General features: G+C 47.7%; 18 protein-coding genes. 5 read left to right on the plus strand and 13 right to left on the minus strand.

Annotated features, from left to right (window positions below):
* Positions 1-136: 136 nt before the first annotated feature.
* From J0895_RS24125 to J0895_RS24145, 5 genes are all read right to left on the minus strand, one after another.
* Positions 137-670, minus strand: coding sequence for a hypothetical protein (locus J0895_RS24125; RefSeq protein ID WP_207090529.1), 534 nt, complete (start codon positions 668-670; stop codon positions 137-139).
* 36 nt (positions 671-706) lie between these two features.
* Entirely contained in the window at positions 707-1363 is a 657-nt protein-coding gene (locus J0895_RS24130) for a ParA family protein (RefSeq protein ID WP_207090530.1), read from the minus strand.
* Between the two features lie 324 nt (positions 1364-1687).
* Positions 1688-3049 carry a TIGR03279 family radical SAM protein gene (locus J0895_RS24135; RefSeq protein ID WP_207090531.1) on the minus strand — a complete coding sequence of 454 codons (1362 nt, stop codon included), beginning with the start codon at positions 3047-3049 and terminating at the stop codon, positions 1688-1690.
* A gap of 81 nt (positions 3050-3130) precedes the next feature.
* Positions 3131-8536 carry a trifunctional serine/threonine-protein kinase/ATP-binding protein/sensor histidine kinase gene (locus tag J0895_RS24140; RefSeq protein WP_340643578.1) on the minus strand — a complete coding sequence of 1802 codons (5406 nt, stop codon included), beginning with the start codon at positions 8534-8536 and terminating at the stop codon, positions 3131-3133.
* 259 nt (positions 8537-8795) lie between these two features.
* Positions 8796-9848 (minus strand): undecaprenyl-diphosphate phosphatase, encoded by a 1053-nt coding sequence (locus J0895_RS24145; RefSeq protein ID WP_242541560.1) that lies wholly within the window; start codon positions 9846-9848, stop codon positions 8796-8798.
* 456 nt (positions 9849-10304) lie between these two features.
* On the opposite strand from J0895_RS24145, the gene J0895_RS24150 reads away from it, so the two are divergent.
* The 4 genes from J0895_RS24150 (at position 10305) to nadB (ending at position 14793) form a co-directional block, all read left to right on the plus strand.
* A complete protein-coding gene (locus J0895_RS24150; RefSeq protein ID WP_207090532.1) occupies positions 10305-10988 on the plus strand; it encodes a DUF3120 domain-containing protein in 684 nt (227 codons plus the stop codon).
* 218 nt (positions 10989-11206) lie between these two features.
* Positions 11207-12199: an FHA domain-containing protein gene (locus J0895_RS24155; protein ID WP_207090533.1), complete on the plus strand. Its 993-nt coding sequence runs from the start codon at positions 11207-11209 to the stop codon at positions 12197-12199.
* Between the two features lie 225 nt (positions 12200-12424).
* The gene (psbU, locus tag J0895_RS24160; RefSeq protein WP_207090534.1) at positions 12425-12853 is read left to right on the plus strand and encodes a photosystem II complex extrinsic protein PsbU; all 429 of its coding nucleotides are present in this window, start codon (positions 12425-12427) and stop codon (positions 12851-12853) included.
* A gap of 182 nt (positions 12854-13035) precedes the next feature.
* Positions 13036-14793, plus strand: coding sequence for an L-aspartate oxidase (nadB, locus tag J0895_RS24165; RefSeq protein WP_242541561.1), 1758 nt, complete (start codon positions 13036-13038; stop codon positions 14791-14793).
* An 845-nt stretch (positions 14794-15638) separates the two neighbouring features.
* Here nadB and J0895_RS24170 read toward each other — a convergent pair.
* The 4 genes from J0895_RS24170 to J0895_RS24185 all read right to left on the minus strand — a co-directional run bounded on the left by J0895_RS24170 (position 15639) and on the right by J0895_RS24185 (position 21238).
* Positions 15639-17879 carry a CHASE2 domain-containing protein gene (locus J0895_RS24170; protein ID WP_207090535.1) on the minus strand — a complete coding sequence of 747 codons (2241 nt, stop codon included), beginning with the start codon at positions 17877-17879 and terminating at the stop codon, positions 15639-15641.
* A gap of 129 nt (positions 17880-18008) precedes the next feature.
* Positions 18009-18977, minus strand: a complete 969-nt coding sequence (locus tag J0895_RS24175) for a vitamin K epoxide reductase family protein (RefSeq protein ID WP_207090536.1) — start codon at positions 18975-18977, stop codon at positions 18009-18011.
* 879 nt (positions 18978-19856) lie between these two features.
* Positions 19857-20708 carry a photosystem I biogenesis protein BtpA gene (gene btpA, locus J0895_RS24180; RefSeq protein WP_207090545.1) on the minus strand — a complete coding sequence of 284 codons (852 nt, stop codon included), beginning with the start codon at positions 20706-20708 and terminating at the stop codon, positions 19857-19859.
* A gap of 320 nt (positions 20709-21028) precedes the next feature.
* Complete coding sequence (locus tag J0895_RS24185; protein WP_207090537.1) at positions 21029-21238, minus strand: hypothetical protein; 210 nt, start codon at positions 21236-21238, stop codon at positions 21029-21031.
* A 300-nt stretch (positions 21239-21538) separates the two neighbouring features.
* Between J0895_RS24185 and J0895_RS24190 the strand changes: the two genes are divergently transcribed.
* Positions 21539-22726 (plus strand): DUF58 domain-containing protein, encoded by a 1188-nt coding sequence (locus tag J0895_RS24190; protein ID WP_207090538.1) that lies wholly within the window; start codon positions 21539-21541, stop codon positions 22724-22726.
* A 22-nt stretch (positions 22727-22748) separates the two neighbouring features.
* On the opposite strand, the gene J0895_RS24195 is transcribed toward J0895_RS24190, so the two are convergent.
* The 4 genes from J0895_RS24195 to J0895_RS24210 form a co-directional block, all read right to left on the minus strand.
* Positions 22749-23609, minus strand: coding sequence for a 3'(2'),5'-bisphosphate nucleotidase CysQ family protein (locus J0895_RS24195; RefSeq protein WP_207090539.1), 861 nt, complete (start codon positions 23607-23609; stop codon positions 22749-22751).
* Between the two features lie 309 nt (positions 23610-23918).
* On the minus strand, positions 23919-24269 hold the full coding sequence (locus J0895_RS24200) for a DUF1257 domain-containing protein (protein WP_207090540.1): 351 nt from the start codon (positions 24267-24269) through the stop codon (positions 23919-23921).
* Between the two features lie 137 nt (positions 24270-24406).
* A complete protein-coding gene (ycf46, locus tag J0895_RS24205; protein WP_207090541.1) occupies positions 24407-25915 on the minus strand; it encodes a stress-responsive protein Ycf46 in 1509 nt (502 codons plus the stop codon).
* Positions 25916-26021: 106 nt separating this feature from the next.
* Positions 26022-26372 carry a slr0373 family blue light stress response protein gene (locus J0895_RS24210; RefSeq protein WP_015149338.1) on the minus strand — a complete coding sequence of 117 codons (351 nt, stop codon included), beginning with the start codon at positions 26370-26372 and terminating at the stop codon, positions 26022-26024.
* Between the last annotated feature and the right edge of the window lie 466 nt (positions 26373-26838).

Below are 26838 nucleotides of genomic sequence, written 5' to 3' on the forward strand. Positions count from 1 at the left end.
CCCCCATCTTTTCCAGCTTGACCCGGAGTCAACCCCAAGTGAGCCGCAAAACGCCGCCCTAAATCTTGCTTAACGGCTTCACTAGAACTGATGATTCCATTAACCAAAGCATCTATTTCTAAATAATCCATAGTCTTTAAACTTGACTGGGCTGTTTACCAGGTAAAGTAGTATTCACTATTAAGTTGTGATGCATTAAAATAACTCCTAAAAAAATACATTCTCCAGGTGTGGTTTTCATTCCTAATTCTTCCAAATTCTCAGCTATGTCTTGCGTTAACATCAAGGTACGTTGATATCTATCCTTTTTTTTGGCATCTTTCATCAAGTCTTTCTGATCATCCAATTCGTTGTGATAGTGTTTCAGTTGGCCATCCTTCCATTCTTGCCAAATCTTTTGTACCTCTACTACAGGCTGATTTGGGTCTGCTTCATTTATTTTCTTTTTGACAAAATTGGCATAGCTAATCGCCCAGCCTGGTAACTGATCGCGGCTAGTCCTTAATGCCTCGGAAAGCGCTTGCATTTTTTTAAGTTCTGATTCAGTGAGCAGATACTTTAGTTGATTGTCTTGATTTTTATCCTCTATTTCTAAATTACTGGTGGCCTGAGCGATCGCTGCATCTGCAATTATATCCGATTTAGGATTTTGAGAAGTATTTTTACTCATTGATTTTAATCCTCCATTCTTTCATTTATAGATCAGTTAAGGTTCAAGCAAGGCTAAGAAATAATCAAATAATTCAGCATAACTCTCTTTTTCCCAAATATATTCATAATTTTGATAAGTTGCATCTTGAATTTCATTTTGCAAGTTTTCCATTTCTGGCGCAATTCGACAACTTTTGGGTTTATCATTGGAGAGAATTTTAGAGACAACATCTTCAACTGATTTAGCTGTGATACCAAGAGGCACAATGATAACCTGTGGGTTTGAACCCGTTTTAGATTCGAGTTGAGAAAAAACCTTCAAAGTCCTCGGAAGATTACGCAAAGCCTTATTTTTTTGAGAGGCATTAATTGGAACTAAAATCAAATCTGGCTCATTACCCAGGATAACCTGAACCGTATTTTGAAGAGGGCTATCAATATCTAAAACCACATGATCAAAATAAATTGGATTGGCTTCTTTCTTGATAGATTTTTTATCTTTATTCCAAATAACCTTACTATTTTCTACTTTGTATGAATCTTGTAGCTTAGTTGGAATCTGACCCTTTGTAAAAAATTGCCAAAGGTCGGCTTGGTCGTCACAATCAACGAGAAGGACGCTATCTCCCCTGTTAAGCAACACACCGGCGATATGAACGGCTAAAGTAGTTTTTCCAACACCGCCATCATTATGCGTACATAGAATAATCAAGTCTTAGCTCCTCCACTTCAGTCTCTTAATTATTTTAGCATCCTAGGGCATCGGTACACTAGAGGTTAGAAATCTGGTTTTTCAAACAAACGCAACTAATCAGGAACTAATCTATTACAAAACCCGTTGGATGTGGCCTCCTGATTGAATAGGAGACCGAGGCCCTGATAATCTTCCGTAACTGTTTGCCTCTGGAATACTCTTGTATTGGGTGCAGACGAACGCTAACAATACAGTATAGCTTAGTTGATTAAATATTGTGATGGCAATGTTTTCTAACCCTCAATCGGTTGGGCCTATAGAAACGAATCCTGCATAAAAGGCTTATTTTGACATTTCCACTAACTCTGACATCCCATTGATACAACCTAAAATTAACCCATCAATCCCACTGACTGGCAATATCGGCGTTTTTAATTGAGCCGCTAAATCTTCAACGGTCATATTATCTAAAAACCGGGTTTCCCCATGTTTTAACATCACATCGGGTAACAAAATTGCATCGCCTAACTGTTTATTTTCCAACCCGTTCAGCAAATCTTGACCTGTTAACACTCCAGTGACACTCATGGTTTGTCCCCAGAAGTCGCTACAGAGGGCTACCATTTCTATCTGCAATCCTTCTACTGAATTGAGGCGGCCTACAATGGGTTGAAAGGCTTTTTCTACGGCATTTCCCACGACCCAGGTGAATTGTCGCGGGGGAGACACCTTTGGCGGCAATAATTCTGCGGCAATTTCATCAAACTCTTCTAAGAATTGACGGATAGAACCGACGCCATTGCCAATTTGGGGATAGTCTTCATAGTCAGATTCTGGGGGTAATTCTTCACCGGCAATCAGAAACCATTCATCGGCTAACCAGGCAAAGGTTGAGCCTAATGTTTTGCGGAATTTGAGTTGTAGGGTTTGGACTTTTTGGATGACTTCTCGGGCTTTTTCTGCGGTGACGGGGATGAGTTCATCTTCCTCGGGACGAAAGCGAGTTAAGCCGACGGGGACGACGGCTACGGATGCGACGGCGGGAATGTCTCCACTGCCAAATCTGGCTAAATCTAAGAGGGTGGTTTCGAGGTGGTTTCCATCATTAATGCCGGGACAAACGACGACTTGAGCATGAATTTGTAGGCGTTTTTCTTCAAACCAGCTTAATTGGTCGAGAATCTGGCTGGCGCGAGGATTTTTTAACAGGCGAGTGCGGATATCGGGTTCGGTGGCATGGACGGAAACGTAGAGGGGAGAGAGGCGCATTTGTTCGATGCGGTTCCACTCTTTTTGGCTGAGGTTGGTGAGGGTAAGGTAGGAACCATAGAGAAAGCTGAGGCGATAGTCATCGTCTTTGAGATAGAGGGTATCTCGCATTCCCGGAGGTTTTTGGTCGATGAAGCAGAAGGGACAGCGATTATTACATTGAATTAATCCATCAAATAAGGCGGTTTCAAATTCGAGTCCAAGGTCTTCATCGTAGTCTTTTTCAATTTCTAATTGATGGGTTTTGCCTCGGGTATCGATGACTTCGAGTTCGAGGAGTTCATCGGCACAGAGGAATTGATAATCAATTAAGTCTCGGGGTTTTTGTTGGTTGATGGAAACGATCGCATCTCCGGGTTCAAAGCCAATTTCAGCGGCGATAGAGTCGGGAATTACTTTGGTAATGACGGCTGGACGGATGGAAGATTCACTCATGGATTTTTAGCGAGTAAGGTAGATGTTGAGTGGATTTAGAAACCCGGTTGTTTCGAGATACCGGGTTTCGGGGGTTGTGGGTTAACTCACGCGCGATCGCGGTTGCAGGGGAATTTCAATGCCAAATTCGGTCCCGCTTCCCGGTGCACTGGTGCAGGTGAGTTCTCCACCATGTGCTTCTACAACAATTTGATAGCTGATGGATAACCCGAGTCCCGTCCCGGAACCTACAGGTTTGGTGGTGAAAAATGGGTCAAAAATCCGCCTTAATACTTCATCGCTCATTCCGGGACCATTATCGGAAATACGGACGATCGCCGAGTTGCGACTACTGAGTTCGGTGCGAATCTGAATCATGGGTGTCGCTATGTTTTCATCTTTTTCTAACGAATAAATCGCATTACTTAAAATATTCATGAACACCTGATTCAGTTCCGAGGCGTAACAGGTGACTCGGGGTAAAGTGGCATAGTCTTCAATCACCTCAATTCCCCGTTGTTCTCCTTCGCATCGGAGTCGCGGTTGCAAAATCATCAAGGTACTCTGGATGCCTTCATGAATATCCACGGGTTTCATATCTGCTTCATCATGACGCGCAAAGTTTCGCAGGGAGAGGACAATATTGCGAATCCGTTCTGCGCCTCCTTTCATAGAATCAAGCAGTTTCTGCAAGTCTTCCACGAGAAACTCTAGGTCGAGTTCTTCCAGGGTTTCGGTGATAATTGGGGTGGGATTGGGATATTCCTGTTGATAGGTTTGAATTAAATTCAGCAGTTCTTGGACATATTGGGAAGCAGGGGTGAGGTTGCCATAAATGAATCCCACGGGATTATTAATTTCATGAGCAACTCCGGCTACCATTTGTCCAAGTCCGGACATTTTTTCACTTTGAATCAGTTGCGCTTGGGTCCGTTGCAGTTCATGTAAGGTTTGTTCGAGGCGGGTATTTTTTTCGTTTAACTCCTGGGTGCGTTGTTGGACTTTCTGCTCGACAGAGGCATATAAAAGCGCATTTTCTAGGGAAATTGCGGCTTGTGCTGAGAGGAGTCTTAAGACTTCTAATCGATTGCTGGTAAAAGCTCCTGTGGTGAGATTATTTTCTAAGTATAGAATTCCAATTAATTGACCGCGATCAAGGATCGGAAGGCACAGAACCGATTTTAAGTTGTGGGAAATAATATAAGGGTCGGCGGTAAATTTGCCTTCGGTGGCAGCATCGGTTAAGACGACATCGGATTTCGTCCGTTCGACATAGTTAATGATGGTGACGGGGACTTGATCCGGTTCGAGCGATCGCCCTCCCAGGGTTCCCGGTGCAGTTTGAGCGACGGTGACTTCTTCGCGATCGACTGACGCTTCGGCGGCAATGGTTAGTTTATTTTCCGTCAGTAAGATTAAACATCCTTTTTGTGCCCCAGCATTTTCGATGGATATTTTCATCAATTTTGCCAGTAATTTATCCAGAACAATTTCTCCTGAAATTGCTTGAGATGCTTTCATTACTGAGGCTAAATCCAGGATACCAGCATGATTGTCGGTGGTGGTATGAATCGCGGTGGTGCGAGTGTCGATCGCCCCGGAATGACCCGGTGCTTTGGTCAGTAATTGCGGATAAATCGCCTCTAATTCGGTGACTTTTCTCAACGCACCCCAGCGTTGATATCCATAGTAGGCTTCTCGCAGGTGAACTCGGGCATATTTTTGTTTATTCCGTTGGAACCAATATTGTGCCGCCAGTTCGTTAGCTAAGGCTTCGTTTTGGATAAAGTCATATTTGCGGGCGGATTCTATGGCGCGATCGTACAAATCAAGGGCTTCCTCTTCGTCTCCCGCAATCCGGGCGAGTTCCGCTGCCACTAACAGATATTTATGTTCAAAGTTATCGGGACAATTATCGGTCCAAACTTTCATCTGTTGTTGATTAGCGGCGATTTTCTCCTGATACTCCGTTTGTTCTTCGGGTGATGCCTCAGCATACAGTGCACATAACAGCATGGAGTGATAAAAATTATAGTCCGTTGTTGGCAGAGTGCCGGTAATATACAGCAGATATTTTTCCGCTTCTAAGGCACAAGTCTTGGCTTCCTCTAGGCGATTATAGAGATAGAGAACCTGTAATTTTCGGATTAAATAACTACAGAGGGCATAAAATTTATTGTCCTGATAACAACTTGCCAAATACTCGGCTTCGCTGGTTTCTTCATAAGAAAATTCTAGGGGGTCGGGTGTGATTTTCATTAAATTAAAGAGTATCAGTTGTAACCCCAGGGCGAGGTCACTTGAGATTTGATTTTTGGTTTTTTGGGTGAAATGGAAACAAGAAGTGGTTTCTTTACTGATTTGAAAGATGTTTTGACCCTCAAAAAAGGAGTTAAGAACTGTATTATGAAGAATATAACCTGCATATTCTAAATCCCCAGATTCCAAGGCGGCTTGATATCCTTCTTTGTTGAGGCTTTTGGCTTCTTTGATATGTTTAAACCAAAAAATTAAACCGTTGGCCAATCCGGCATAAGCCTTGCTTTTTAGTTCAATGCTTTCCCATTTTTCAGTCAGATTTACCGCTAATAATCCAAATTCATAGCCCGATTTATAATCTCCCAATACTGAATTCAGCAGCAGTCCATAGTTGATAAAGGAAATACAAGACTCAGGGATGCTGCCATATTCCAGAGAAAGATTTACCCCTTTGAGGACGATCACCATCCAGAGTTGGGGGTCAATCAAGTAGGCTGGCGGGGCAACGGTGGTTAGCAGTTTTAAGGCAACTTTGATTTCGGGTCGAGTGGTCTGAGGTTCATCGATTAACCGGGCAATTTCTTTCCCTTCCCATTTGGCTTTGGCGGCAGCAAATTCGGCCCCGATCGCCGTTTGCAAATCTGTTTCAGGTAACTCAATTCCCAGGAGTCTGAGGGCTTCCCGTCCAGTTTTTACCCCGAGGCTGTATTCCCCGCGTAAGACATATTGCAGTAACAGCAGATTCTTGACTTCCGCCTTTTCTAAAACCGATTGGGTCCGGTTGAGAATTTCCTGGATAAAGGTTTCCGATTCTTCAAAGTTGCCATTGAGGTACTCAACCAGTGAGCGTTGTTTGTAGAGTTCCAAAATCAACTCATAATCGCGGTCCCAAATGGTTTCGGTGAGACGGTCCATCCCGGCTTTTAAATATTGCTGGGCTGCGATATATGCGGTGGCATTTTTAGCCTTTTTAGCTGCCTCTAAATTTAAAGTCGCCAGTTCTATAATTTCCGCCTCTTCCTCAATCAGCGATCGGCCTACATTCAAATGATCCACCAGTTCAAATATTCTATCCGCCCAATATTCTTCCGGGGTGCTGGCAACTAACATCCGACCAATTTGCAGGTGAACTGCCTTTTTTTGGGAGTCTTCAATTAAGGCATAAGCGGCCTGCTGCACTCGGTCATGTAAAAATTTATAGTTGAGAATTAAGAGGGGATTAATAGAACTTGGGTCAGTGACTTCTTCCGGGGTGATGGGTAGGATTAATCCCTCGGCGATCGCCGGGGACATATCAGAAAAAGTCCCAAAAGATTCCTTGGCATAAATTAAGGACAGGGTATTTAAGTCAAATTGGTTCCCCAAACAGGACCCTAGACGGAGCACTTCCTGGGTTGCTTCTGGCAACTTCCGCAATTTACTAATCATCAATTCAACGACATTATCCGTAATCCCCACGGCCTTAATTTGCTCAATATCCCATTGCCATCCCCCAATTTGGTTCGTACCGGCATTGGGATTAAAGATGAGCAGGTTCTCTTGATACAGCGTCTTCAAAAATTGATTGACAAAGAAGGGATTCCCTTGGGTTTTCTGAACCACTAATTCTGCTAAGGGTTGTACAGTGGTCCGGTCCTGATGCAATGTCTCACTAATCAGTTGGTTGATTTGGTCAATCCCCAAGGGGGCTAAGGTCATTTGATTAATCGTTGCCCCTTGTTTCCGCAATCCATCCAAGGTGAGGGTCAAAGGATGAGTGGGGTTGACTTCATTATCCCGATAAGCCCCAATGGGAAATAGATATCGGGTCTGTTCATCGGTCATCATTAACTCAATTAGCTTGAGTGTTGCCGAATCTGCCCACTGCAAGTCATCCAGGAAAATGACTAAGGGATTTTGTGGGGTGCAAAAGACGCGAATAAAGTTTTGAAAAACTAAATTAAATCGGTTTTGAGATTCACTCGGTCCGAGTTGAGTGACTGGATTTTGATGACCAATAATTAGCTCAACTTCTGGAATAACATCAATAATAATTTGACCGTTAGAACCCAGAGCATTTAATATCTTGTCTTTCCAAACTTCAAGCTGTTTTTCACTTTCGGTTAAGAGTTGTTCCACTAAATCAGAAAAGGCGCTGACAATGGCTGAGTAGGGAACATAACGCTGGAATTGGTCAAACTTTCCAGAAATAAAATAGCCTTTTTTTTGGTTAATTTTATGTTTAATTTCATCGACTAACGCCGATTTTCCAATGCCGGAATACCCGCCGACTAAAATCATTTCGGTATGCCCGCCCATGACCCGCTCAAAGGCGTTCATAAATCGTTCGATTTCCGATTGCCTACCATACAATTTTTGGGGAATTTGAAATTTATCAGAAATATCCATCCGTCCCAGGGGGAACTCGGAAATGGTCCCGGTGGTTCTCAGTTGGCTGAGACATTCCTCTAAATCGGCTTTTAACCCCCAGGCGCTTTGATAGCGGTCTTCGGGACTTTTCGCCAGGAGTTTGAGGATGATGTCCGAGAGGGCTTTGGGAACCTCTGGGTTATGGTGATGGGGGGGAGTTGGCTCGATCGCAATGTGACAATGCACTAATTCGATCGCATCGGTGGTTTCAAAAGGCAGGCGATCGCTCAGAAGTTCATAAAGAGTCACCCCCAGGGAGTAAAAATCACTGCGGCGATCGAGCGATCGGTTCATTCTGCCGGTTTGTTCCGGGGACATATAAGCCAGGGTCCCCTCTAAAGCACCGGACTTTTCTACCGTGGGATGTTCTCGGGTCAACACCGTGGAGATACTAAAGTCGATGACTTTGAGTTGTCCCGTCACCGGGTTAAAGGCAATATTCGCCGGATTAATATCTTTGTGAATAATATTCGCTGAATGCAGTTCCGCCAAACTTTCGGCGATTTTAATAGCGAGGTTGAGAAATCCGAGGATGGTAAATTTTTGGGAGGTGATTAACTGCCTTAAGGATTCTCCCCCAAAATCCTCTAGGCTCATCATTAAGGTATTTTGATATTTTTCCAGGCTATAGGCTTTAATAACACCGTTTAAATTAAAAGACCGAATTAATTCATATTCTTGTTGATAACTAGCCAGTTCTTGGTCCGTGGGATAGTCTTTATGGAGAACTTTCAGGATAACGGGTTGTCCGTCGAACTCTCTACGTCCTCGATAGACAAGGGTGTTGGAACTTTCGTAAATTTTTGCAAGAATTTGATAGCCTGGAACCGATAACATCATTCAGTTCTCCCTTAGAAGGTGCTGCTTCCCTATTATATGCTTAGTCCATGCCAAACTATCAAATCGCCCCATCTCAGTGGGGTGAGGTGCAAGACAGGGTTGTAAATTCCGTCAGATTGATCGGTTATTGCTTTGATCCACCCGTTATCTGTCTGAGGCACCGTAACGCTGATGGCATGGAATAACCCAATCAACCTATTGTTTTCTGCCCCTCCCTTAGAGGGTTGGAAATGAGCAGTCTGATAGTCTGTACCCTAAACTAGGGCTGTATCCAACCCAAGGCCAGGGCAACTAAAATAGCACTGCCAAAGGCTATCCGATACCAGATAAAAACCCAGGTACTCTGGGTTTTTAAGAAATTAATCAGCCATGCGATGGAGAGATAAGAAAAGAGGGCGGATGAAATCAATCCTCCCACCAGAGGGACCATGCCGATGCTGTCCAAATTTGAGGTCAGCAGATCCTTGAGTTCGACTAATCCAGCTAAGGTAATCGCCGGAATGCCAAGCAAAAAGGAAAAGCGGGCGGCAGTGGTGCGATCTAACCCCATGAATAATCCGGCAGTAATGGTAGAACCGGACCGAGAAAACCCTGGAACCACGGCGAGTACCTGGGCGAGTCCCATCAATAGTCCATCTTTAAGATTCAGTTGCCCAAAGTTGCGTTTTCGCATCCCAAAGCGTTCGGCAATCCCGAGCAAGATTGCCATTAAGATCGAGACAACGGCGATCGCGGTGATAGTCCGAAGATTTTCGTCGTAAAACTCGTAAATCACATATTTAACAATTAACCCAAATACGATGATTGGCACTGATCCGACGAGAATGCCCAACACAATCCGAAAGTCCTGGTCATCATATTCACGCCGCACCAGGGCCCGCACTGCTCCATTGGTTAGGGTACTCAAATCGGGCCAAAAATACCAGAGCACGGACCCGATGCTGCCCAGTTGCAGAATAGCACTGAAGGCCACCCCGGGATCTCCCCAACCCAGGGCAACAGGGACGACTTGTAAATGGGCGGTACTGCTAATCGGGATAAATTCGGTCATTCCCTGCACGAACCCGAGGACGATCGCCTGAAATAGATTGATCGCGGTTTCCGGTTGGGTGATCTCCATGATGTCCGTGGCGGTTTCAGTCGTAGCCAAGATTTGCGGACTCGATGTCAACCCCGCTAGGGACGTGGTGATGCCAGTCATGCGGCTGGGGCCTAGGAGCTCAGTGCTGAGTGCTTTTGTGGTGGCGGCGATCGCCATGCCGATGGCACCGAAACTCCCTAGGGTGAAAAATTGATTGCGTGATAGTCCCATGAATTTTTCCGATGTTATCTGTCTGGAAAATCTAAACTTGAGCTTCATTGTGGATGGATTTATTCCAGGAGAAGTTCTTAATCTTCTTTTTGGACGAGATTCCTTGAGTTGAGATCAGAGGCGAGCAACTGGTGCCCCAGGCTTTTTTCCCCTGTTGAGAATGCCTCAGAGCAGACCAAAGGCATTATATTCTCAATTGGGAATTTAAGATGTAGCCACAAGTTGGAGCGCCAAATTTTGCATTGATTCTATAAAATCCCGGGTCACCCATCACAAATGGCCCGGGTTGGTCCTGTTCTTTTCCCAGTAATTCCAGGAATCGAGTAAAATTTAAACAGGAAAATCCCCTAGGGGGGGATATTTCTTGTGATATCTTAAATAAGATGAAGTTAAGTAAAGAATATTAAAGAGTTGTTAAATCAATCCTGGCCTTTCTATACCGACCCTGGAGCCGCCGTGAAATCTGCAAGCCTGAGTCTGAACAGTTCATTTAGCCAAATTGGAGTCGGTCAACGGTGGCGGATGTTTGCTGCTGCTGCTTTTCTGGTCTCGGTCCCCGTCTTCTTTGAAGCCCCTTTAGTGCGACATCTGCCTCTGGTGGCGGTAGCGATGAGTGTGGGGTGGTTAGGGCTGGCGCAGGTCTTGCGATCGCGGGATGGCGGCCAGATTTGGGGTGATTTATTAATGGGATTTACCGGCAGTTGGTTGGCCGGAGCCATCTACTGGGGATGGTTTCGATGGGAACCCTTGCTGCATTTACCCCTAGAGGCGATCGGGCTGCCGGTTGCCCTGTGGTGTTTGTGGCGCGGCCAACTGGCGATCGGAAGCTGGTTTTATTTGGGTTCCTTATTTGGCACCACTGTCACCGATGTTTATTTTTATGCAGTAAACTTAATTCCGCACTGGCGACAGTTGATGCAAGTTGAACCGGAACTGGCTATTCCGATTTTTCAGAGTGCGATCGCGATCGTCAACACCCCCTGGGGCTGTGGTTGGGCTGCGGTACTGGGAATCCTATTGTTAGGAGTTGGTAGTTTACCCTTGCGCTCTCATGAGCTAAAATGGTGGGCGTTTGGGGGTGCAGTATTGAGTACAATTGTTGTAGACAGCTTGTTTTGGCTGGCAGCCCTAGCCGCCTGAACGGTCGATTAAAGCTTTAATATCCCCTCATCAGGGTTAAGCATCTGATTTAAAAAGGTTTAAGCATCGTTGAATGTGGAAGTGTTCAAACTTAACAACACCAACCCAGAACCCACAACTTTCCTAGACCTTTGCTCAGAAAGGTGGTGGACCTTCAGTCTAGGGTTACTCCTTTTAAAATAAGAGCGTTACCATTCCATAACGTTGGTGCTTAACCTGTGGCAAATCTCCCACCCACTCCTCATCTCGTACTGCGAACTGAAGCAGGGAACCGCTATCTCCCGTTAGTGGGAGGTAACTGCTGGACTATTGGACGAAGTGAAGATAATAATTTCGCAATCGGGGACCGCTGGATGTCCCGCGCCCATGCCATGCTGCAATGCATGGACACCGGGGAATTTTATTTGATCGACCTTGGGAGTCGCAATGGATCCTTTGTCAATGGCCGTCGAGTGAGTATCCCGGTGATCTTGCACAATAGCGATCGCCTAACCTTCGGACAAACCGACCTGGAATTCTTCTGTCCCGTGAGTGATTTCAGCGAATGCTCAGAAGAGTTAGGAACTGCGAAAGATTTTACCGTCACCGCCGCCTTACACGTGCGCCGGTTAATCTCGGTGATGGTAGTTGACATCCGAAATTTCACCGTTTTGACTCAACAACTGGATGAGAAAATCCTCTCGGAAGTGATTGGCACTTGGTTTCGTTGTGCCGGGAATATTATTCGCGATCGCGGCAGTTGGGTGGATAAATATATCGGCGATGCCGTGATGGCAGTCTGGTTTCACAGCACCAAAGAAGTCAGCGATGAAGAGATGCTGCGAATTTTCCAGGCCCTCAATTCCTTGTATGAGATTACCGAAGACCTGAATAAACGCTATCCCCTGCCCTTTCCGCTGCGAATAGGGGCCGGAGTCAACACCGGATATGGCATGGTTGGCAATACCGGATCGGGCGATCGCCCGGACTACACCGCATTAGGAGATACCGTCAACGCCGCCTTTCGCCTAGAGTCCGCCACCAAGGAAATCGGTCTGGATATTGCCCTGGGTGAAACCACTTATAAATACTGTCGGACCGTCCCTGGACATGAGGACTTGTTCAAGCAGCATAGCGTCCATCTCAAGGGATACGAGAAGCCGACCATCACCTACGCTTGCTCCTTCGCCAACCTGGATGCCTTTTTGCGTTCCCAAGCTGCCAACCGCTAAAATTCCCCCTTTAAATAGAATATAGGACTCAAGCCCCTTGATGGAGGTCACCGGATCTGTCCGGTGAATTCCTGTACAGCCCCTACTCGAAGGGGATCAGTACCCCTTGGATACAGACCCTTTCGGGAAAAAATCTGCTGATTTGGAAGAAATCCAAAAAAAATCTGTAGGTAAAATGGTAGTCTCTATTAAAAGGCTGTTTATGAGAAACAAAGGAATAAAGTTATGCAAAGATTGGTTCGCCTGGTCGCAATCTTCGGCTTAGTCGTGGGTTGTCTGGGATGGTTAGGATTTCCTCAGAATGCAGTCGCCGCTGGCTGGAGGGGGATCTCCTTGCAATCCACAATTTTAGTCTCTCAACCCCAGTATCGCAATCCCGTCGATGATAAGCTGGCGACTGAGTTTGGCGAAAAAATTGACTTAAATAACACCAACGTTCGAGCTTTCCGGCAGTATCGGGGACTGTATCCGACCCTGGCCGGGTTAATTGTCCAAAATGCCCCCTACGAGAAAGTTGAGGATGTTTTAAACATTACCAGCCTGAGCGATCGCCAAAAAGAATTGCTACAAGCCAATCTGGATAATTTTACCGTCACCGACCCGGAAATCTCGTTAATTGGAGGCGACGATCGCATCAATAACGGCTATTACTAAACCATGTCCTGTTCCGGTAGAACAGAGCGAGTTAATTTGGTCCTTTGTCAATTAAGGTAATATAAAGAGCTTCTATAGGGCTGCTAAATCATTGGAGCAATAGGCGGTAGGCCCTTTTCCCCCCACGCAAGACCCCGGAGGGTTAGGGAGAGATTGGCAACACCGCGACCCGAATGATCCAAATGATTTACCCTGGCCTATATAATCGGCTCAACTACTTGACAAGGGGCGATTTTTCATTGAGCAATCCGTCACAGTTCGATCCCGGTCTCAATCAGAGCATACCCACCGCTTTTGATGTATTGGTCGTCGGTGCCGGTGCTGCGGGTTTGTATGCAGCCCTGTGCCTACCCGATACTTACCGCGTGGGTTTAATTGCGAAAGATAGCTTGCCGGTGTCCGCAAGCGATTGGGCGCAGGGGGGTATAGCCGCTGCGATCGCCTCTGATGATTCCCCCAAGTTCCATATCGAAGATACACTCATTGCTGGTGCTGGGTTGTGTGATCTGGAGGCGGTCAAGTTTCTCGCTGAACAAGCACCGGACTGTGTTCAAAACTTGCTAAAACTGGGAGTGGCCTTTGACCGGGACAATCAAGGCACCCTGGCGTTAACCCTAGAAGCCGCTCACTCCCATCGCCGAGTTCTTCATGCGGCAGATACCACAGGTCGGGCCATTGTCAGCGTCCTGAGCAGTCGCGTCTTGAGTTGCCCGAATATTCAGGCGATCGAAAATGCCGTTGTGTTGAATCTGTGGATGGACCCAGAGACCGAACGCTGCCAGGGAGTCCGCCTGGTATATCAGGGTCAGATCTATTGGGTGCGTGCCGGTGCCGTAGTTCTCGCCACAGGCGGCGGCGGTCAAGTCTTCGCCCAAACTACCAATCCCTCCGTGAGTACCGGGGATGGAGTGGCAATGGCATGGCGTGCCGGTGCAGTTTTAAGAGATTTAGAATTTTTTCAGTTTCATCCCACAGCACTCACCAAAGCGGAGGCCCCCAGATTTTTAATCAGTGAGGCAGTCCGGGGTGAGGGCGCTCATTTGCTGGACGATCGCGGATATCGCTTCATGTTCGACTACCATCCTGCCGGAGAACTGGCACCGCGAGATGTGGTCAGCCGCTCAATTTTTAAGCATCTTCAGAATTGGGGAACTGATCCCACCCCGGGATGCGTTTGGCTGGATTTGCGACCGATTCCCGACGAGCGAATTCGCCATCGCTTTCCGAATATTATCCAGGTTTGCCAAACTTGGGGGGTGGATTTATTTAAGGAAGCGATTCCAGTGGCACCGGCGGCGCATTACTGGATGGGGGGGATTCAGACGGATTTGTGGGGACGGACCTCGATTCCCGGTTTGTATGCCGTGGGTGAAACGACCAATACCGGCGTACATGGTGCGAATCGTCTAGCGAGTAATTCTCTGCTGGAATGTCTCGTCTTTGGAGCTCAGTTAGGGACGATTGAAATTGATCCGAATCTGGGAGAATGGGTCCGGGAAGAGGCAGTCAGCTTAGAGAGTCGTCGCTTGGGGGCAGATTTAGCGGCACAGCAAGCTTATATTCAAGAACTGCGGCGATCGCTACCGTTGCTGGTTTGGCAAAGTGCGGGAATTGTGCGCGGACAAGCGGCCTTAGAAGTGGCGATCGGGCAAATTCATACCTGGCAAGCCGAATTTGCTGCCCTTCCTCTGTCTCAATATTTATTAAATCCAGTGATTGGTCAGGGGGTCTATTTTTCCATCCCCAATGCCAACGAACTGCTCATTCAGTGGTCGGAAACCCGCAATTTACTGGATGGAGCGTACTTGATTCTCACCAGTGCGAGGTTTCGGACCGAAAGTCGTGGCGGTCACTATCGCTTAGATTATCCCCATACGGATCCCAATTGGCAAGCTCATACGGTGGTTCAGAACCAATCCTGGCGCAGGGTTCCCCTGTGATGGTTCTGCCATTTCTCCCGATTGCCCTTTCTTTCGCAGATTCGTAGGTTTGGCTTTCCTATAAATATAATGATGAAGCGTCAGGAGTAGCCCGGATTTTAAAGCAACGGGAGGGTTTCTCCATAAAATCTTGAGGGCAAGTCTTAGCACTAAATACAGCGGGTTCCGGCTCCAGGTGTTTCACCCTGGGGCTTGCCGTTACCCGGTCTTGGCGGTTCATATTCGGCAATGGAAATCTCTGCATTCGAGCCGGTTGTATTCCGGATCGATTCAGGAGTCCAACTTGTTTGCAGGCTCGTGATGGCTAGGGTTGTCCCTAGCAAGCTGCTGATTGAAAATAGAGTGATTGTACTAGACCGAAGGAACGTAAACATAACACCCTTGACCCCATAAAATAACCTTCCTAACTAGATGTCCCCTGTTTTTTTAGTTTATCAGTAGATTCACGGATTTGTCCAGTACCTGAAAAATTTTTTTGCGGGGCGGTACCGTGGATTTACTGAGGATATTTTTGACGGGGGAGAGCCCTGTCTGGGGGTTAAAACCTGTGAGTTCAATGAAATTGACCAAAGCTGAACTCCGCTCAGGTTCAGGGGTATCCGTATTTACTCGGAATCTGGTGTCGTGAATCGGTAGATGTTTTCTAAAATGTCTAGTAATCTTGACAATAGTGTTTATGTATTTATTAATTCGATTCTTAACATAAATTAATATTTTCCATAATCAATCCGAATATCCCCTGTTTAATTGCGGGTCTAGGGGGGCAAAATTAACCCTCTTTGGATCGAGAGAGAACTGCTCGATATCATTGAACCCTCATCTTTCATCTTCCCAGGTGCGGAAGTTTATGAAACTTCAAAAAATTCATATTGATTTTTACCAAGTTCTTTAGAACGGTACATTGCCGCGTCTGCACGCTTAATTAAGGTATCTGCATCTTCCCCATTCAAGGGGTACAAGCTAATTCCGATACTAGCGGTGACCTGAATCAAGTCTCCCGCGATCGCCACGGGTTCCCCCAAGGTCGTCATAATCTTCTGCGCGACGCTCGCCACATCTTGCTGCCGAGGAATGGCGGGTAAAATCACGGTAAACTCATCTCCCCCCAGACGTGCTACCGTGTCACTCCCCCGCAAACAGGCGGTGAGTCGTCTTGCCACTTCTTTCAATAACTGGTCGCCGCTGTCATGTCCGAGGGTATCATTAATTTGTTTAAAGCCATCTAAATCAATAAATAAAACCGCCACAATTTGGTTGTTAATCGCCGCCCATTCTAAGGCTTGATTGAGCCGGTCTGAGAATAATTTGCGGTTGGGAAGATTGGTCAGGCTATCGTGATAGGCTTGGTGGCGTAATCGGTCTTCAGATACCTTTAATTCTTGGTACGACTGAGCCAATTCTGACGCCGTGCGTTTGAGTTCTTCTTCCATTTTCTTGCGTTCAGTAATGTCTCGAATCACGCCAACTAAGAAGACATTACCGGCGGAATCTTTATGCAAGGAGCGTTTAGTGGCAATATAATGTACTGTTCCAGTGGCATCGGTCAATTTGGCTTCATTTTCATGAGGTAAACCTGTGGTCAAGACCCATTCATCTTCCTGCCAAAAGAGATTGGCTTCATCGGTGGAAAAAATTTCATAATCTGATTTTTCGAGAACTACCTGTAAAGGATAGCCAATTAATTGACAATAGGCTTCATTTAAGACAATCCAGCGATGGTTTTTATCCTTAACAAAAATGGGGTCGGGGATGGTATTGATGATTTGGTCTAAAAAGTCTTTAGATTCGGCAAAAGAGCGTTTTAATTTTTCTTCATGATAAGCAATGTAAGACGTGAGCAATCCCGCAGAACCGATGAGGGTTAAGAGGGGAGGAATTAAGGGGACCCACCAGCCGATAAAAAATAGAAGAGTTGCGGAACCAAAGAGGGTGATGGAAGCTAGGAGAATGCTCCCAGTTAGGCGAACGGGCGATCGCCAAGTGGAGCTGATGATGGCACCGGCGATCGCCCAAAGCACAATCCACAGCCATTCGATGGGTTCAGACCCGAAAAAAATCGAGGGAGCACGGTCATCTAAGGCCGCACTGAGGATTTGGCTGACAAAATTGGCATGAAGCTGGACTCCAAAGACTTTTTTAGGGGCCTGGAGCAATCCGGCACTATGGGGGGTGTAGAAAAAATCATTGATACTCGTAGCGGTTGAACCAATCAAGACCACGCGATCGCGCACCCAATCCGCCGGGACCTCACCCTCTAAAACCGCCCTCATGGACACCTGGCGATAGGGGACCAGTTCAGACTCACCCGGGGAACCCTGATGAAAATTAGCCAGCACTTGATAACCGCCATTATCTTGGCGGATATAGGGTCCATCATTGGGTTCAAACCGGGGAAAGCTGAGGGGACCCAGTTGAAAATGCTCCGGATGCTCAAGTGATGGTTGAAGTTTAATTCCTTCGCCTTGGAGATAGATTAAGGCCAGCTTTAAGGCAAAACTTTGGTAGGATTTCTCATCACTCCATAAATAGAGGAGATTACGGCGGATTTTGCCATCGGAATCGATCGCCACATTGTTAAATCCCACCGCACCCAATTCAGCTAAGACTTTGGGAGGACGGACCCCAATGAGGTTGTTGGCGATGGGCACCTCTTCAATTCCAATTAGATTGGGGGTGGTGGCAAAGACCTGTTGTAACTCAGCGTGACCAGGTTCGGCTGGAATATCTCGATAGAGATCCAGACCGATCGCCCGGGGAGAGTAGCTATCTAGTTTTTGCAGCAGTTCGGCTAAGACGCGATCGGAAATCGGCCAGGATTGGAATTCCCGGATATCGGTTTCGTCAATTCCCACAATCAGGATGCGATCGTCCCTCAGTTCCGGGGGACGCCAACGAAACATCTGGTCATAAGCCGCCCATTCCAGAGACTGTAACAGTCCCGTGGACCGCAGAACCAACACAAACCCGGCCACACCGACAACAGCCTTAAAGGGAAGCCAGATGCTCCCACTCCAGTCTCTAAGTCTTTGTTGCCACCGTTGCGTTAGGGCACTCCAGAGTAATTTTGGACCTTTAAGGGGCTGCATTTTTATGAAATCCCGGCTTTCTATGGAATTTAATCTGCTCAGAAAAAGGACTGGGATCCGGAGTTTCCCAGTGCGAGTCCAGCCTCAAACCGCATTGGGAATTTCTCGGATCCTGGGGTTCAGGGTGGGTTAGGGACTCGGTAAGACGTTTTTAAAGTTACTTGGCCCTTGATAGCCGGACAATGCCGCTAATTCAGAGAGCGATCGCACCCCTGGATACTGTTCCCCGTTGATGATCCAGGTGGGATATCCCCCAATTTGAGCGGCTTTGCAGAGTTGAGGTTGAGGATTTTGGCCGACGGGATCGCATTCAATGTAGTTAATCTCACTCACTGCTTGTTTTCCAAACAGTTCTTTTTGTTCATGGCAGTGAGGACACCAATAGGCACTATAATCTTTGGCCCCTACGGCAGTTAGATGTCGGGCTAAGGCGATTTCAGCTTCACCGGATGAGGTGGAAATCGGCCAGCCTGCATTGGAAGGAGGGCGTCCAGCCTGACGCTGAACAATCGAGTTGTCTGCGGAAGCATTGGCCCCTGGGTTATTGACATTGGCATAGACTCCCAAGGCTCCAATCAGGGTAATCATGCCGACGATAATGCCGATAAAGAACAGTTGGCCGCGATCGGGCCAATCTCGCCCCAGCAGGGTTAAGGCAAACAGCAACACTGAAAACACTCCCGAAACCAAGCAGTAAGGGCAGACGGCTTCCAGGGTAAAAAACATGACATAAGTCAGGTATAGACTAAACACCAGCATCCCGGAGGCGATCGCAAACATCAGCAACCAGGAGGTGTTGTCTAGCTGGGATTTCAAATCTTTTTGGGTCTCTTCTTTGACCAACAGGGGAGCCAAGGCCAAAATAGCCATTGTGGTATAGCCTAGAAACCCAAATAGGGTGAGGGGCAACCCAAAGATTTTGGCATATTCGCTTTCCAGGACAATTTGGCAGCCTGTGGTTGGGCAAACCGCCGCAGCGGACCCGGTAAACTCAACGACTGTCAAAAAAGCGGTTTCTAAAAGACCCAAAACTGCGATCGCGCCGATGATATAACGCGACCATCGGTAAATCCACGGAGTAGAACGTCGGCGTCTCATAAGAAAAATTGGGTAATGTGCAAACCGAGAGTCTTTACACCTCGGAGAAAACGAGCATCACCGGGGTTTAACCCCGGTGAGCATTGATGATGACTATCGCCTTGGGGTGACTTGGCCTGGGGTGCTTTTGTAATGCACTTTCAACGGGACAATTACCGCCTCAAACGTTTTACCCTGTACGCATAGTATTTTTTTGGGTAGGCACCCCTTCCATTCTGGGAGTGATACCCACTTAAATCATGTTATCGGTCGGTACTATTGTTGAACAGACTGTCTTCATCGGGGTAAAACTGTTTAACGCTCCAGTTTTAGACCCAGGAACTTGCTTCGCCTTCCTGGATATAGCACCTCTAAATGAATTGGACAATTTTTAAAGGGAGTGGGAGCATCTTGCTCCCTAGTGCTCATGGGGAGCAAGATGCTCCCACTCCTTAATTCTATTGTCAGAATGATTGAGACTTACTATAGGGTCTGGAACCGTTGCCGATCACTGAGTCAGTTCAGACTTGGGCGGATCAACGACTTGATCAGGCAAGGGATGACGACTCTTTTCCTCAGATCGGGGTGTTCAGAATCGTTCTTTTCGACGAACGATGGCTCTTGATTGCTCAAGTAGGGCAACCATGACAATTTGATTGTGGCATATCCGCTTAGGGGAAGGGGGAATGCTCAAGGCCGAAGGATGAATGCCGCAGGATGAAGGGGGAGGGATACGGGATGAAGGGGGAGGGATACGAGATGAAGGGGGAGGGATACGAGATGAAGGGGGAGGGATGATTTCAGGAAACTGGATGATAAAGATCTCCAATTGGGAGGAAAAAGCCAGATCAGGAATCAGGATGAATTGTCCCCCTTCATCCTGATTCCTTCATCCGGCCCTCACCCCGAATGAAGCTTGATAGCCGCAAGTGAAGAGGGGGGAGTTTCGAGAGAGAGACTCCGGCGAGTAGCTTCTACGAATTGACTGACTCGGATTGGATCAATGGGTTGTTCCAGTTGTCCATGTCGTTTGAGGGAACTACAGACAATAACCCCATTGGCTGCCTGCATTAAGGTAGAAATATTCTCCCAGTTAGCACCACTGCCAATAAAGACGGGAGTACCTTTAGCGGAGGCGATCGCCAGTTCTAAATCTTCAAAAGAAGGTGGGTTCCCGGTTGCCCAACCGGAGAGAATCACCCCATCGGCTAAACCGCGCTCAATGGTCTCTTGGACAGCGGTGGTCAGATTGGGGGAACCCAAGGGCTGTGCGTGCTTCACCAACACATCCGCCAGGATTTTGACCTCGCTGCCGAGTTCTCTCCTGTAGCGCAGCAGTTGATGCGCTTGTCCTTCGATGAAGCCCTGATCCGTTGCCATGACCCCAGTGAGGACATTGACCCGGATAAAGCTGGCACCGACACAGGAGGCGATCGCCAATCCACTCAGGGCGTCATTTCGCAAAACGTTGATTCCGATCGGCACCGTTACCAAGTTCATCAGCCGATCCACGATCAAGGTCATCGCACTCACGACGGCTGGATCGACCTGGCCGTTAGTAAATGGAGCATCAAAGAAATTTTCGACAATAATGCCATCAACCCCGCCTGATGCCAACGCTGTGGCCTCTCGCTCGGCTCGCTCAATGACAGTTTTGAGGCTGCCCCCCCACCTCGGAGAGGTCGGCAGGGGCCGTAAATGGACAACACCAATAATCGGATTCGGGGTTTTGAAGAGCTGTTTTAAGTCCACGTTGTTACTATCTCGGACGCCACAAGAACGTTCGGTCAACCAATATACTGACAAAGACTTTTAAGTAAGTCTTGACCCGCTCAAAGCGGGACTGTTGGATCCCGGCCTAGAGTGCGATCGCAATTCCTCTGGCCTAATAAATTAAGCCGGTATCGCGAGGTCAGACCCAGGCAGGTTTTTACCAACTGAGGACCCGAGGCGTGCCTCGGATTGCCTCCCTGAGTCGTTAGACTCACTCGTGCCGCTATGTTCATTGTACTGCCGTGGCGAACTAAAGCTATCAAGTCATGAAATCTGCCCGGGGTCATAACTGGGGAACCCTACATCGGCCAGATATCAGGGATGAAACAATTTAGGTTAAGTTTTGTAGCATCGGCCCCAGTATCAGGACAAATACTGAGTAAAGTGGCGATCGCCCTTCCCGAGGATAAAATCTTGATACCCCTTTTAATCCAGGGGTTTTGGGGGATTTTTTGCAGCAAATGTCCGGAAGAGTCTCCAAAGATTCTAAAAAATTTAAGGATTGACATCCGTGCAATCACTGAGTTAAGATAGAACTCGAAAGCAAAAGCTAAATCCCCCAGGCAGTCGCCGCTACCAAAATTTAGAAGTTCCAAGGGCATGAGAAACCCCCTCCGCATCAATCGGGGAACTCCCTGGAAGCATTCACAGTGTTCATTGTTCGCCCTCGGTCTGGGTTAGAGATACTCTAGCCCAGTTTTTCTTGTCCAATTATCCCAGAACCCTCAATGGCAGTAGCGATCGCCTAAAATTGCGATTACCATAGAAAAATCAACCGACCCGCTACTGTAAGGGCTAAGGCATCGATTATGACTGTAGCAGAACCCATTGCAGCTCGCTCCAAAAAAACGGGCATCCCCCATCGCATCGCCAACTGGCTGGAAACTCACTGGGTAGCCCCTGCCTATGCCGGTTGGTTACTCTTAACCCTGGCGATATTTTTCTTTGCGGCTGCAACGAATACGATGGCCGGATGGCTGTATGTGATTAGTGGCGTGAGTTTTGCCTTGTTGGGAACTGCCGCCGTGTTGCCGGTGCGATCGCTCCAGGATTTACAAGTCCAGCGCACCCCCATCGAACCCGTCAGTGCAGGGGAAGACCTCACCCTGGACCTGGCGATCGCCAATCAGACGGCAAAGCCAAAAACCTTGGTGCAAGTTGAGGATCTGATTCCTTTCGTGTTGGGAAAACCCGTTCGCTGTGCCATCGAAGAAATCCCCCCTCATGGCATTCATCATTGGGTTTACTACTACCCCACCCAACGACGGGGTATTTATCGCTGGCATGAGGTCCAGTTAAGATCCGCCACCCCACTGGGCTTATTTTGGTGCAGGCGATCGCGCCAAGTCCCCGCTATGGCATTGGTCTATCCCCAAGTTTTACCCCTGAGTCACTGTCCTCTAGTCGATCGCATGGGTCAAGAAGATAGCCTGCTGGTTCATAGCGATCGGCGCGCTGAAATGGCAACGGAAGGCATTACCCGCACAGTGCGACCCTACCGATATGGCGACCCCACTCGCTTAATCCATTGGCGCAGCAGCGCTCGCTTCGGAGAACTGCGGGTCCGGGAATTAGAAGTTTCCACCGGAGGACAAGAAGTCATTATCGCCCTAGATAGCGGCAGTTCTTGGAATTTAGAAGATTTTGAAGCCGCCGTCATTGCAGCAGCTTCTTTATACTGCTATGCCGAACGCAGCCAACTTAATGTCCGACTCTGGACCGCAGGAACAGGTTTGGTGCATGGCAATAACCGAGTTTTAGAAGCCTTAGCTGCAACTCAAGCCTCAGAAGAACAGGCATCCGTAGGAGAACCGCCCTTTTTACCCTTAATTTGGCTGACCCAAAATAGCGCCAGTCTGAATCAGTTACCCCGAGGCAGTCGCTGGGTCTTCTGGCCGTCGGAGAGTCAAAAAGCCCCAGTGAATCAGGATTTTCGCGGTCTGGAAATTCAAGCGGATAAACCCTTGCAGCTTCAGTTGCAGTCATCGGAAGGATGACGGCAGAATATTCATCCTTGATCTAGGGGGTTTGAGTGGCTAATACTGCTTCGCAAATGGGCGATCGCAAAGCTTCTACATAACTCGGCCATCCAATTAAAATCGGTTGTTTGTGAATCAAGGTATCGGAAAAAAGTGCGGCGGGTTCAAAACTCAGGGGTGTTCCCTCTAAATCACAACAGACTAACCCCGCTGCTTTGGCGAGGGCCACAGGACCGGCGGTATCCCATAGTTTGACTCGGCCATTCAGATACAGATAGAGTCCGGCGCGTCCACAAATGACTTCCATCACTTTCAGACCAAAACTGCCGAGGGAGGAATAACAGATTCCCGGGACAAAAGAGGCGATCGCCTCCCCAAAATTGCGTTGGTCCCGGTCCCCAAGCATAATCGGACAAGCAGATGAGTTCGGTGGCGGAGGTTCCACGGGGGATAAGGGTTCCACTGCTGAACCCCCGACGGATTGAAAGAGTCCCCAGTCTGTCCCGCCATAATACATTTGATCTAAAGCTGGGGCGTAAATCCAACCGGCGATCGGTTGAAAATTTGAGAGTAGGCCAATCATAACGGAGTAATGGGGCTTCCCTTGAATAAATCCTTCGGTTCCATCCAGGGGGTCAATGCACCAGAGTCGTTGCCGATCGCCATTAAATGCCAGTCGCGATCGCTCGTTTTCTTCGGTAATAATTCCATCTTGGGGAAATAACTCAGAAAATCCAGTGGTTAACAGGCGATCGAGTTCCCGATCCACACTGGTGACATAATCTTCTGGCCCTTTTTCCGAGACCGAGTAGGGTTGTTTCGCCAACTCTTCAGCCAGGGTCCCACATTGGTAAATTAAGTCTCGGATTTTTCGCTCTAGCTCAACGTTTAAGGTTTGCATATAAACAGTATCAATACAATTTCACTCTGGCTTATTCTAAAGGACTTGTTTCTCGTATTGTGGCGATCGGTTGCAGAATTCTGTTTTCAACTCGGTATCTTAGGGAGTCGTCAATCAGCCCAGGACAAATAAATCGGGAGAGGTAGAGGCGATCGCGCTTTAATAAAGCACGGGAATAAAGAGACTCCCTGGCAAGGCATTCATCCCTGCTGAGGAACAAGGACAAAAGCGCGATTATCTATCCCGACAGAAAAAAACGGGCTAACCTGCGATCGGTTAACCCGTAATTCAAGGGAACGCGCTCTATGTCTATTGAACAACGAGCTTAACGTTGGCGTTTTGCAGACCGGGACGACGAACTTCATTGAGAGTCTTATTAACCGCGTACTTCTGGTTAATAGCGTTGATCAGTTCGGTCTGATTGTGCTTCTTAGCAACACCCCACAGGTCAGCGATCAAGTCGTAGGTGCCGTCGCTGTTGCGAGACCAGCCCAGATCATATTCGCCTTCGAGAACTGCAACCAAGTCGGAACGAAGACGTTGGCCATTGTAACCACGAACGTCCGCATCGGATTTAACGCTGATGCCTAAGTCGCGCAGAGAAGTCTTGAGGATTTCGGCATCGGTGATTTTAGTACGAAGAGTGCTAAAGTGAGACATTGGATTTCCTCCAGTAAGATAGTTAAAGAAACGACAACATTTGGGTTTGAAGGGAACCGCGATTGCGGTTTTTTGAAAACTGCTAACCCGATATATTTGGGTTAGCCTTTGCTCCTGGAAAACCCAGGAGAAAGCCTTTAGAACTCCATGCGCTGATATTCAGCGATGGAAGAAGCAGCTGGTCTAGCTCGCTGTCTGGCCCAATCTCTCAGGGCGGTGACCTGTTCGGTCATGGTCTTGGACAGCGGTAGCGTTGACTTTATCGAGGCGATGATGTCTAGCTGCGTAAATTCTCTGTCTTGAGCAAACGCCTCGTACATAGCTGCAATGACAGCTTGTTCGATTTCTGCCCCGGAAAATCCATCCGAGACTTTCGCCAGTTGCTCGATATCGAAGCGATCGATCTCTCGACGCCGTTTGCTCAAGTGAATCTTAAAAATCTCTTGGCGTTCTTCGTCGTTAGGAAGGTCAACGAAGAAGATTTCGTCAAATCGTCCCTTTCTGAGGAACTCGCCCGGTAGTCTTTCGACTCGGTTGGCTGTAGCCATCACGAACACGGGGGAGGTTTTTTCTTGCATCCAGGTCAGGAATGAACCAAAGATGCGGCTAGATGTGCCTCCATCGGAGTCCGATGATCCACCGCTTCCACCAAATGCTTTATCTAATTCATCGATAAATAGCAGCACTGGGGAAATGGATTCGGCTGTTTTGAGGGCGTTGCGAAGGTTGGCTTCCGATCGCCCCACCATCGAACCGTCATACACTCGACCCATGTCCAATCGGAGTAAGGGTAAACCCCACAGGCGGGCGGTCGTTTTGGCAATCATTGACTTGCCACAACCCGGAACCCCAAGAATTAACATTCCTTTCGGTTGAGGTAAACCATATTCTCGTGCCCTTTCCGTAAAGGCATTGGATCGTTGTCTAAGCCAGCGTTTCAGTTCTTCAAGACCACCAACGGAATCTAGGGTTTCGTCCTCTTCTATATAATCGAGAATCCCATTACGTCGAATGAGTTGTTTTTTCTCAGATAGGACGATATCCACTTCAGCTTCTGTCAGTTTTCCACTGGTGACTTGCGCTTTGCGATAGACTTTTTCGGCTTCATCTCGCGTCAGACCTAGGGCGGCTTTTAAAAGTTTTTCCCGCGTTTCGGTCGTGATTTTGCGAGTCCGACTCGTCTCTAGTTGCTGGGATAGCACTTGATTGAGTTCGGCCAGGTCGGGCAGAGCAAAGTCAATGACGACGACTTCTTTCTCTAGCTCGATGGGAACTTGCTGGAGCGGTGACATGAGGATGATGGCTTTTTGCGTGCCTTTAAAGCTGGCGATCGCATCTCTCAACCACCGGGTGGTTGCTGGAGAGTCGATAAACGGATGTAAATCTTTGAAGATAAACAAACCAGGCTCGCGCTGCCGTACCACCCACTCAATGGCCGCTTCTGGCGACACAGTATTGTGTTGGGTAACGTTGCGGGGTTGACCATACTCCACGATCCCGTGCGTCACAGTCCAGATAAAGACTTTACGCTGGGGCTTGATCTGAGCAATCGTTGCGATCGCCTGCTCGGCCCGTTCTTCCTCGGAGGTCACGAGGTAGATTAAAGGATATTGAGCTTGGATTAAGATATTGAGCTCTTCTTTCATGACCATCGACCTTCTACAAACGGTGCCAACAATATTGCTAGATCTTTATTGCCCCTGGGTTTAGATGCGGAGCACTAAATTTACTTCCCGGTGGAAGTGGGTGGGTTTAGCAGGGAACGAGTTGTTCCTCACCTTGTTGATCGGTGTTCGCGGTAACCGCTGGCACTTTCTCAACTGTCAACCCTTCATCAGCCAATATACTCGGCTGGTTTTTGAGAGATACCATTTCTCCATCGCGCATCACGATTGAGCTGGTGCAGTCGGGACAGTTATAGACCCTATGGGTGCGCCCGTGGAACGACTCTAATTCGTCTACCACGCCGGGGTGAGTCAGGTAAAAATCTATGGCTCGTTCGGCAATGGTTGACATTGGCTCGGAGTCTACTGCGGCTCGTATTTTGAGCTGGCGATGCAGTTCTGGTGGCAGATACAATGTAACCTTTTGCTTGTCTTGCATAGGACGCTGAAATTGATTTACCCGGGTATGTGAACCATATTAGCGATTCCTTTTCAGACTGTCAAGATGCTAAACCACTTTGACGGTGTTATTGTAACATTTCGTTACAATTCTCCCTGAAAATCCAGGGGAGTCGAGAGCCATTTTAACGCGGTTTTACGCTATTAGTAGAGATAAAATCCGGTGTTAATACTAGATGTGGTGTCAACAACCTTGATGCGGGGAAATGCGGTTATGGGAGGCGATCGGGCTTCAAAATCTGGGTTAAGAGGATCCAATCCACTCAACAGAGGATCCATTCCCAGTCCTTGAGCCAGAGTGGAGCCCCAGCCACCCCGAGGAAAGCAACAAAAAGGGAGCCAGATTTTAGTACAGGCTCCCTTGGACAGAACCTCAGAGTCCTGATGAGTCGGGAACCGCTCAAGTTTAGGGAAGACTCAGTGAGGAAATCCTCAAGAGATAAAGC

Origin of the sequence: Phormidium pseudopriestleyi FRX01, assembly GCF_017313335.1 — a bacterium.
Taxonomy (GTDB): domain Bacteria; phylum Cyanobacteriota; class Cyanobacteriia; order Cyanobacteriales; family Laspinemataceae; genus Laspinema; species Laspinema pseudopriestleyi.

What these genes read in the sequence shown, in the direction of transcription:
- J0895_RS24210 (WP_015149338.1), bottom strand. Translation starts at nt 26,372, where the DNA reads ATGCAAGACAAGCAAAAGGTTACATTGTATCTGCCACCAGAACTGCAT.
- J0895_RS24140 (WP_340643578.1), bottom strand. Translation starts at nt 8,536, where the DNA reads ATGATGTTATCGGTTCCAGGCTATCAAATTCTTGCAAAAATTTACGAA.
- J0895_RS24170 (WP_207090535.1), bottom strand. Translation starts at nt 17,879, where the DNA reads ATGCAGCCCCTTAAAGGTCCAAAATTACTCTGGAGTGCCCTAACGCAA.
- J0895_RS24185 (WP_207090537.1), bottom strand. Translation starts at nt 21,238, where the DNA reads ATGTCAATCCTTAAATTTTTTAGAATCTTTGGAGACTCTTCCGGACAT.
- J0895_RS24200 (WP_207090540.1), bottom strand. Translation starts at nt 24,269, where the DNA reads ATGTCTCACTTTAGCACTCTTCGTACTAAAATCACCGATGCCGAAATC.
- psbU (WP_207090534.1), top strand. Translation starts at nt 12,425, where the DNA reads ATGCAAAGATTGGTTCGCCTGGTCGCAATCTTCGGCTTAGTCGTGGGT.
- ycf46 (WP_207090541.1), bottom strand. Translation starts at nt 25,915, where the DNA reads ATGAAAGAAGAGCTCAATATCTTAATCCAAGCTCAATATCCTTTAATC.
- nadB (WP_242541561.1), top strand. Translation starts at nt 13,036, where the DNA reads ATGATTTACCCTGGCCTATATAATCGGCTCAACTACTTGACAAGGGGC.
- J0895_RS24190 (WP_207090538.1), top strand. Translation starts at nt 21,539, where the DNA reads ATGACTGTAGCAGAACCCATTGCAGCTCGCTCCAAAAAAACGGGCATC.
- J0895_RS24125 (WP_207090529.1), bottom strand. Translation starts at nt 670, where the DNA reads ATGAGTAAAAATACTTCTCAAAATCCTAAATCGGATATAATTGCAGAT.
- J0895_RS24195 (WP_207090539.1), bottom strand. Translation starts at nt 23,609, where the DNA reads ATGCAAACCTTAAACGTTGAGCTAGAGCGAAAAATCCGAGACTTAATT.
- J0895_RS24145 (WP_242541560.1), bottom strand. Translation starts at nt 9,848, where the DNA reads ATGGGACTATCACGCAATCAATTTTTCACCCTAGGGAGTTTCGGTGCC.
- J0895_RS24135 (WP_207090531.1), bottom strand. Translation starts at nt 3,049, where the DNA reads ATGAGTGAATCTTCCATCCGTCCAGCCGTCATTACCAAAGTAATTCCC.
- J0895_RS24175 (WP_207090536.1), bottom strand. Translation starts at nt 18,977, where the DNA reads ATGAGACGCCGACGTTCTACTCCGTGGATTTACCGATGGTCGCGTTAT.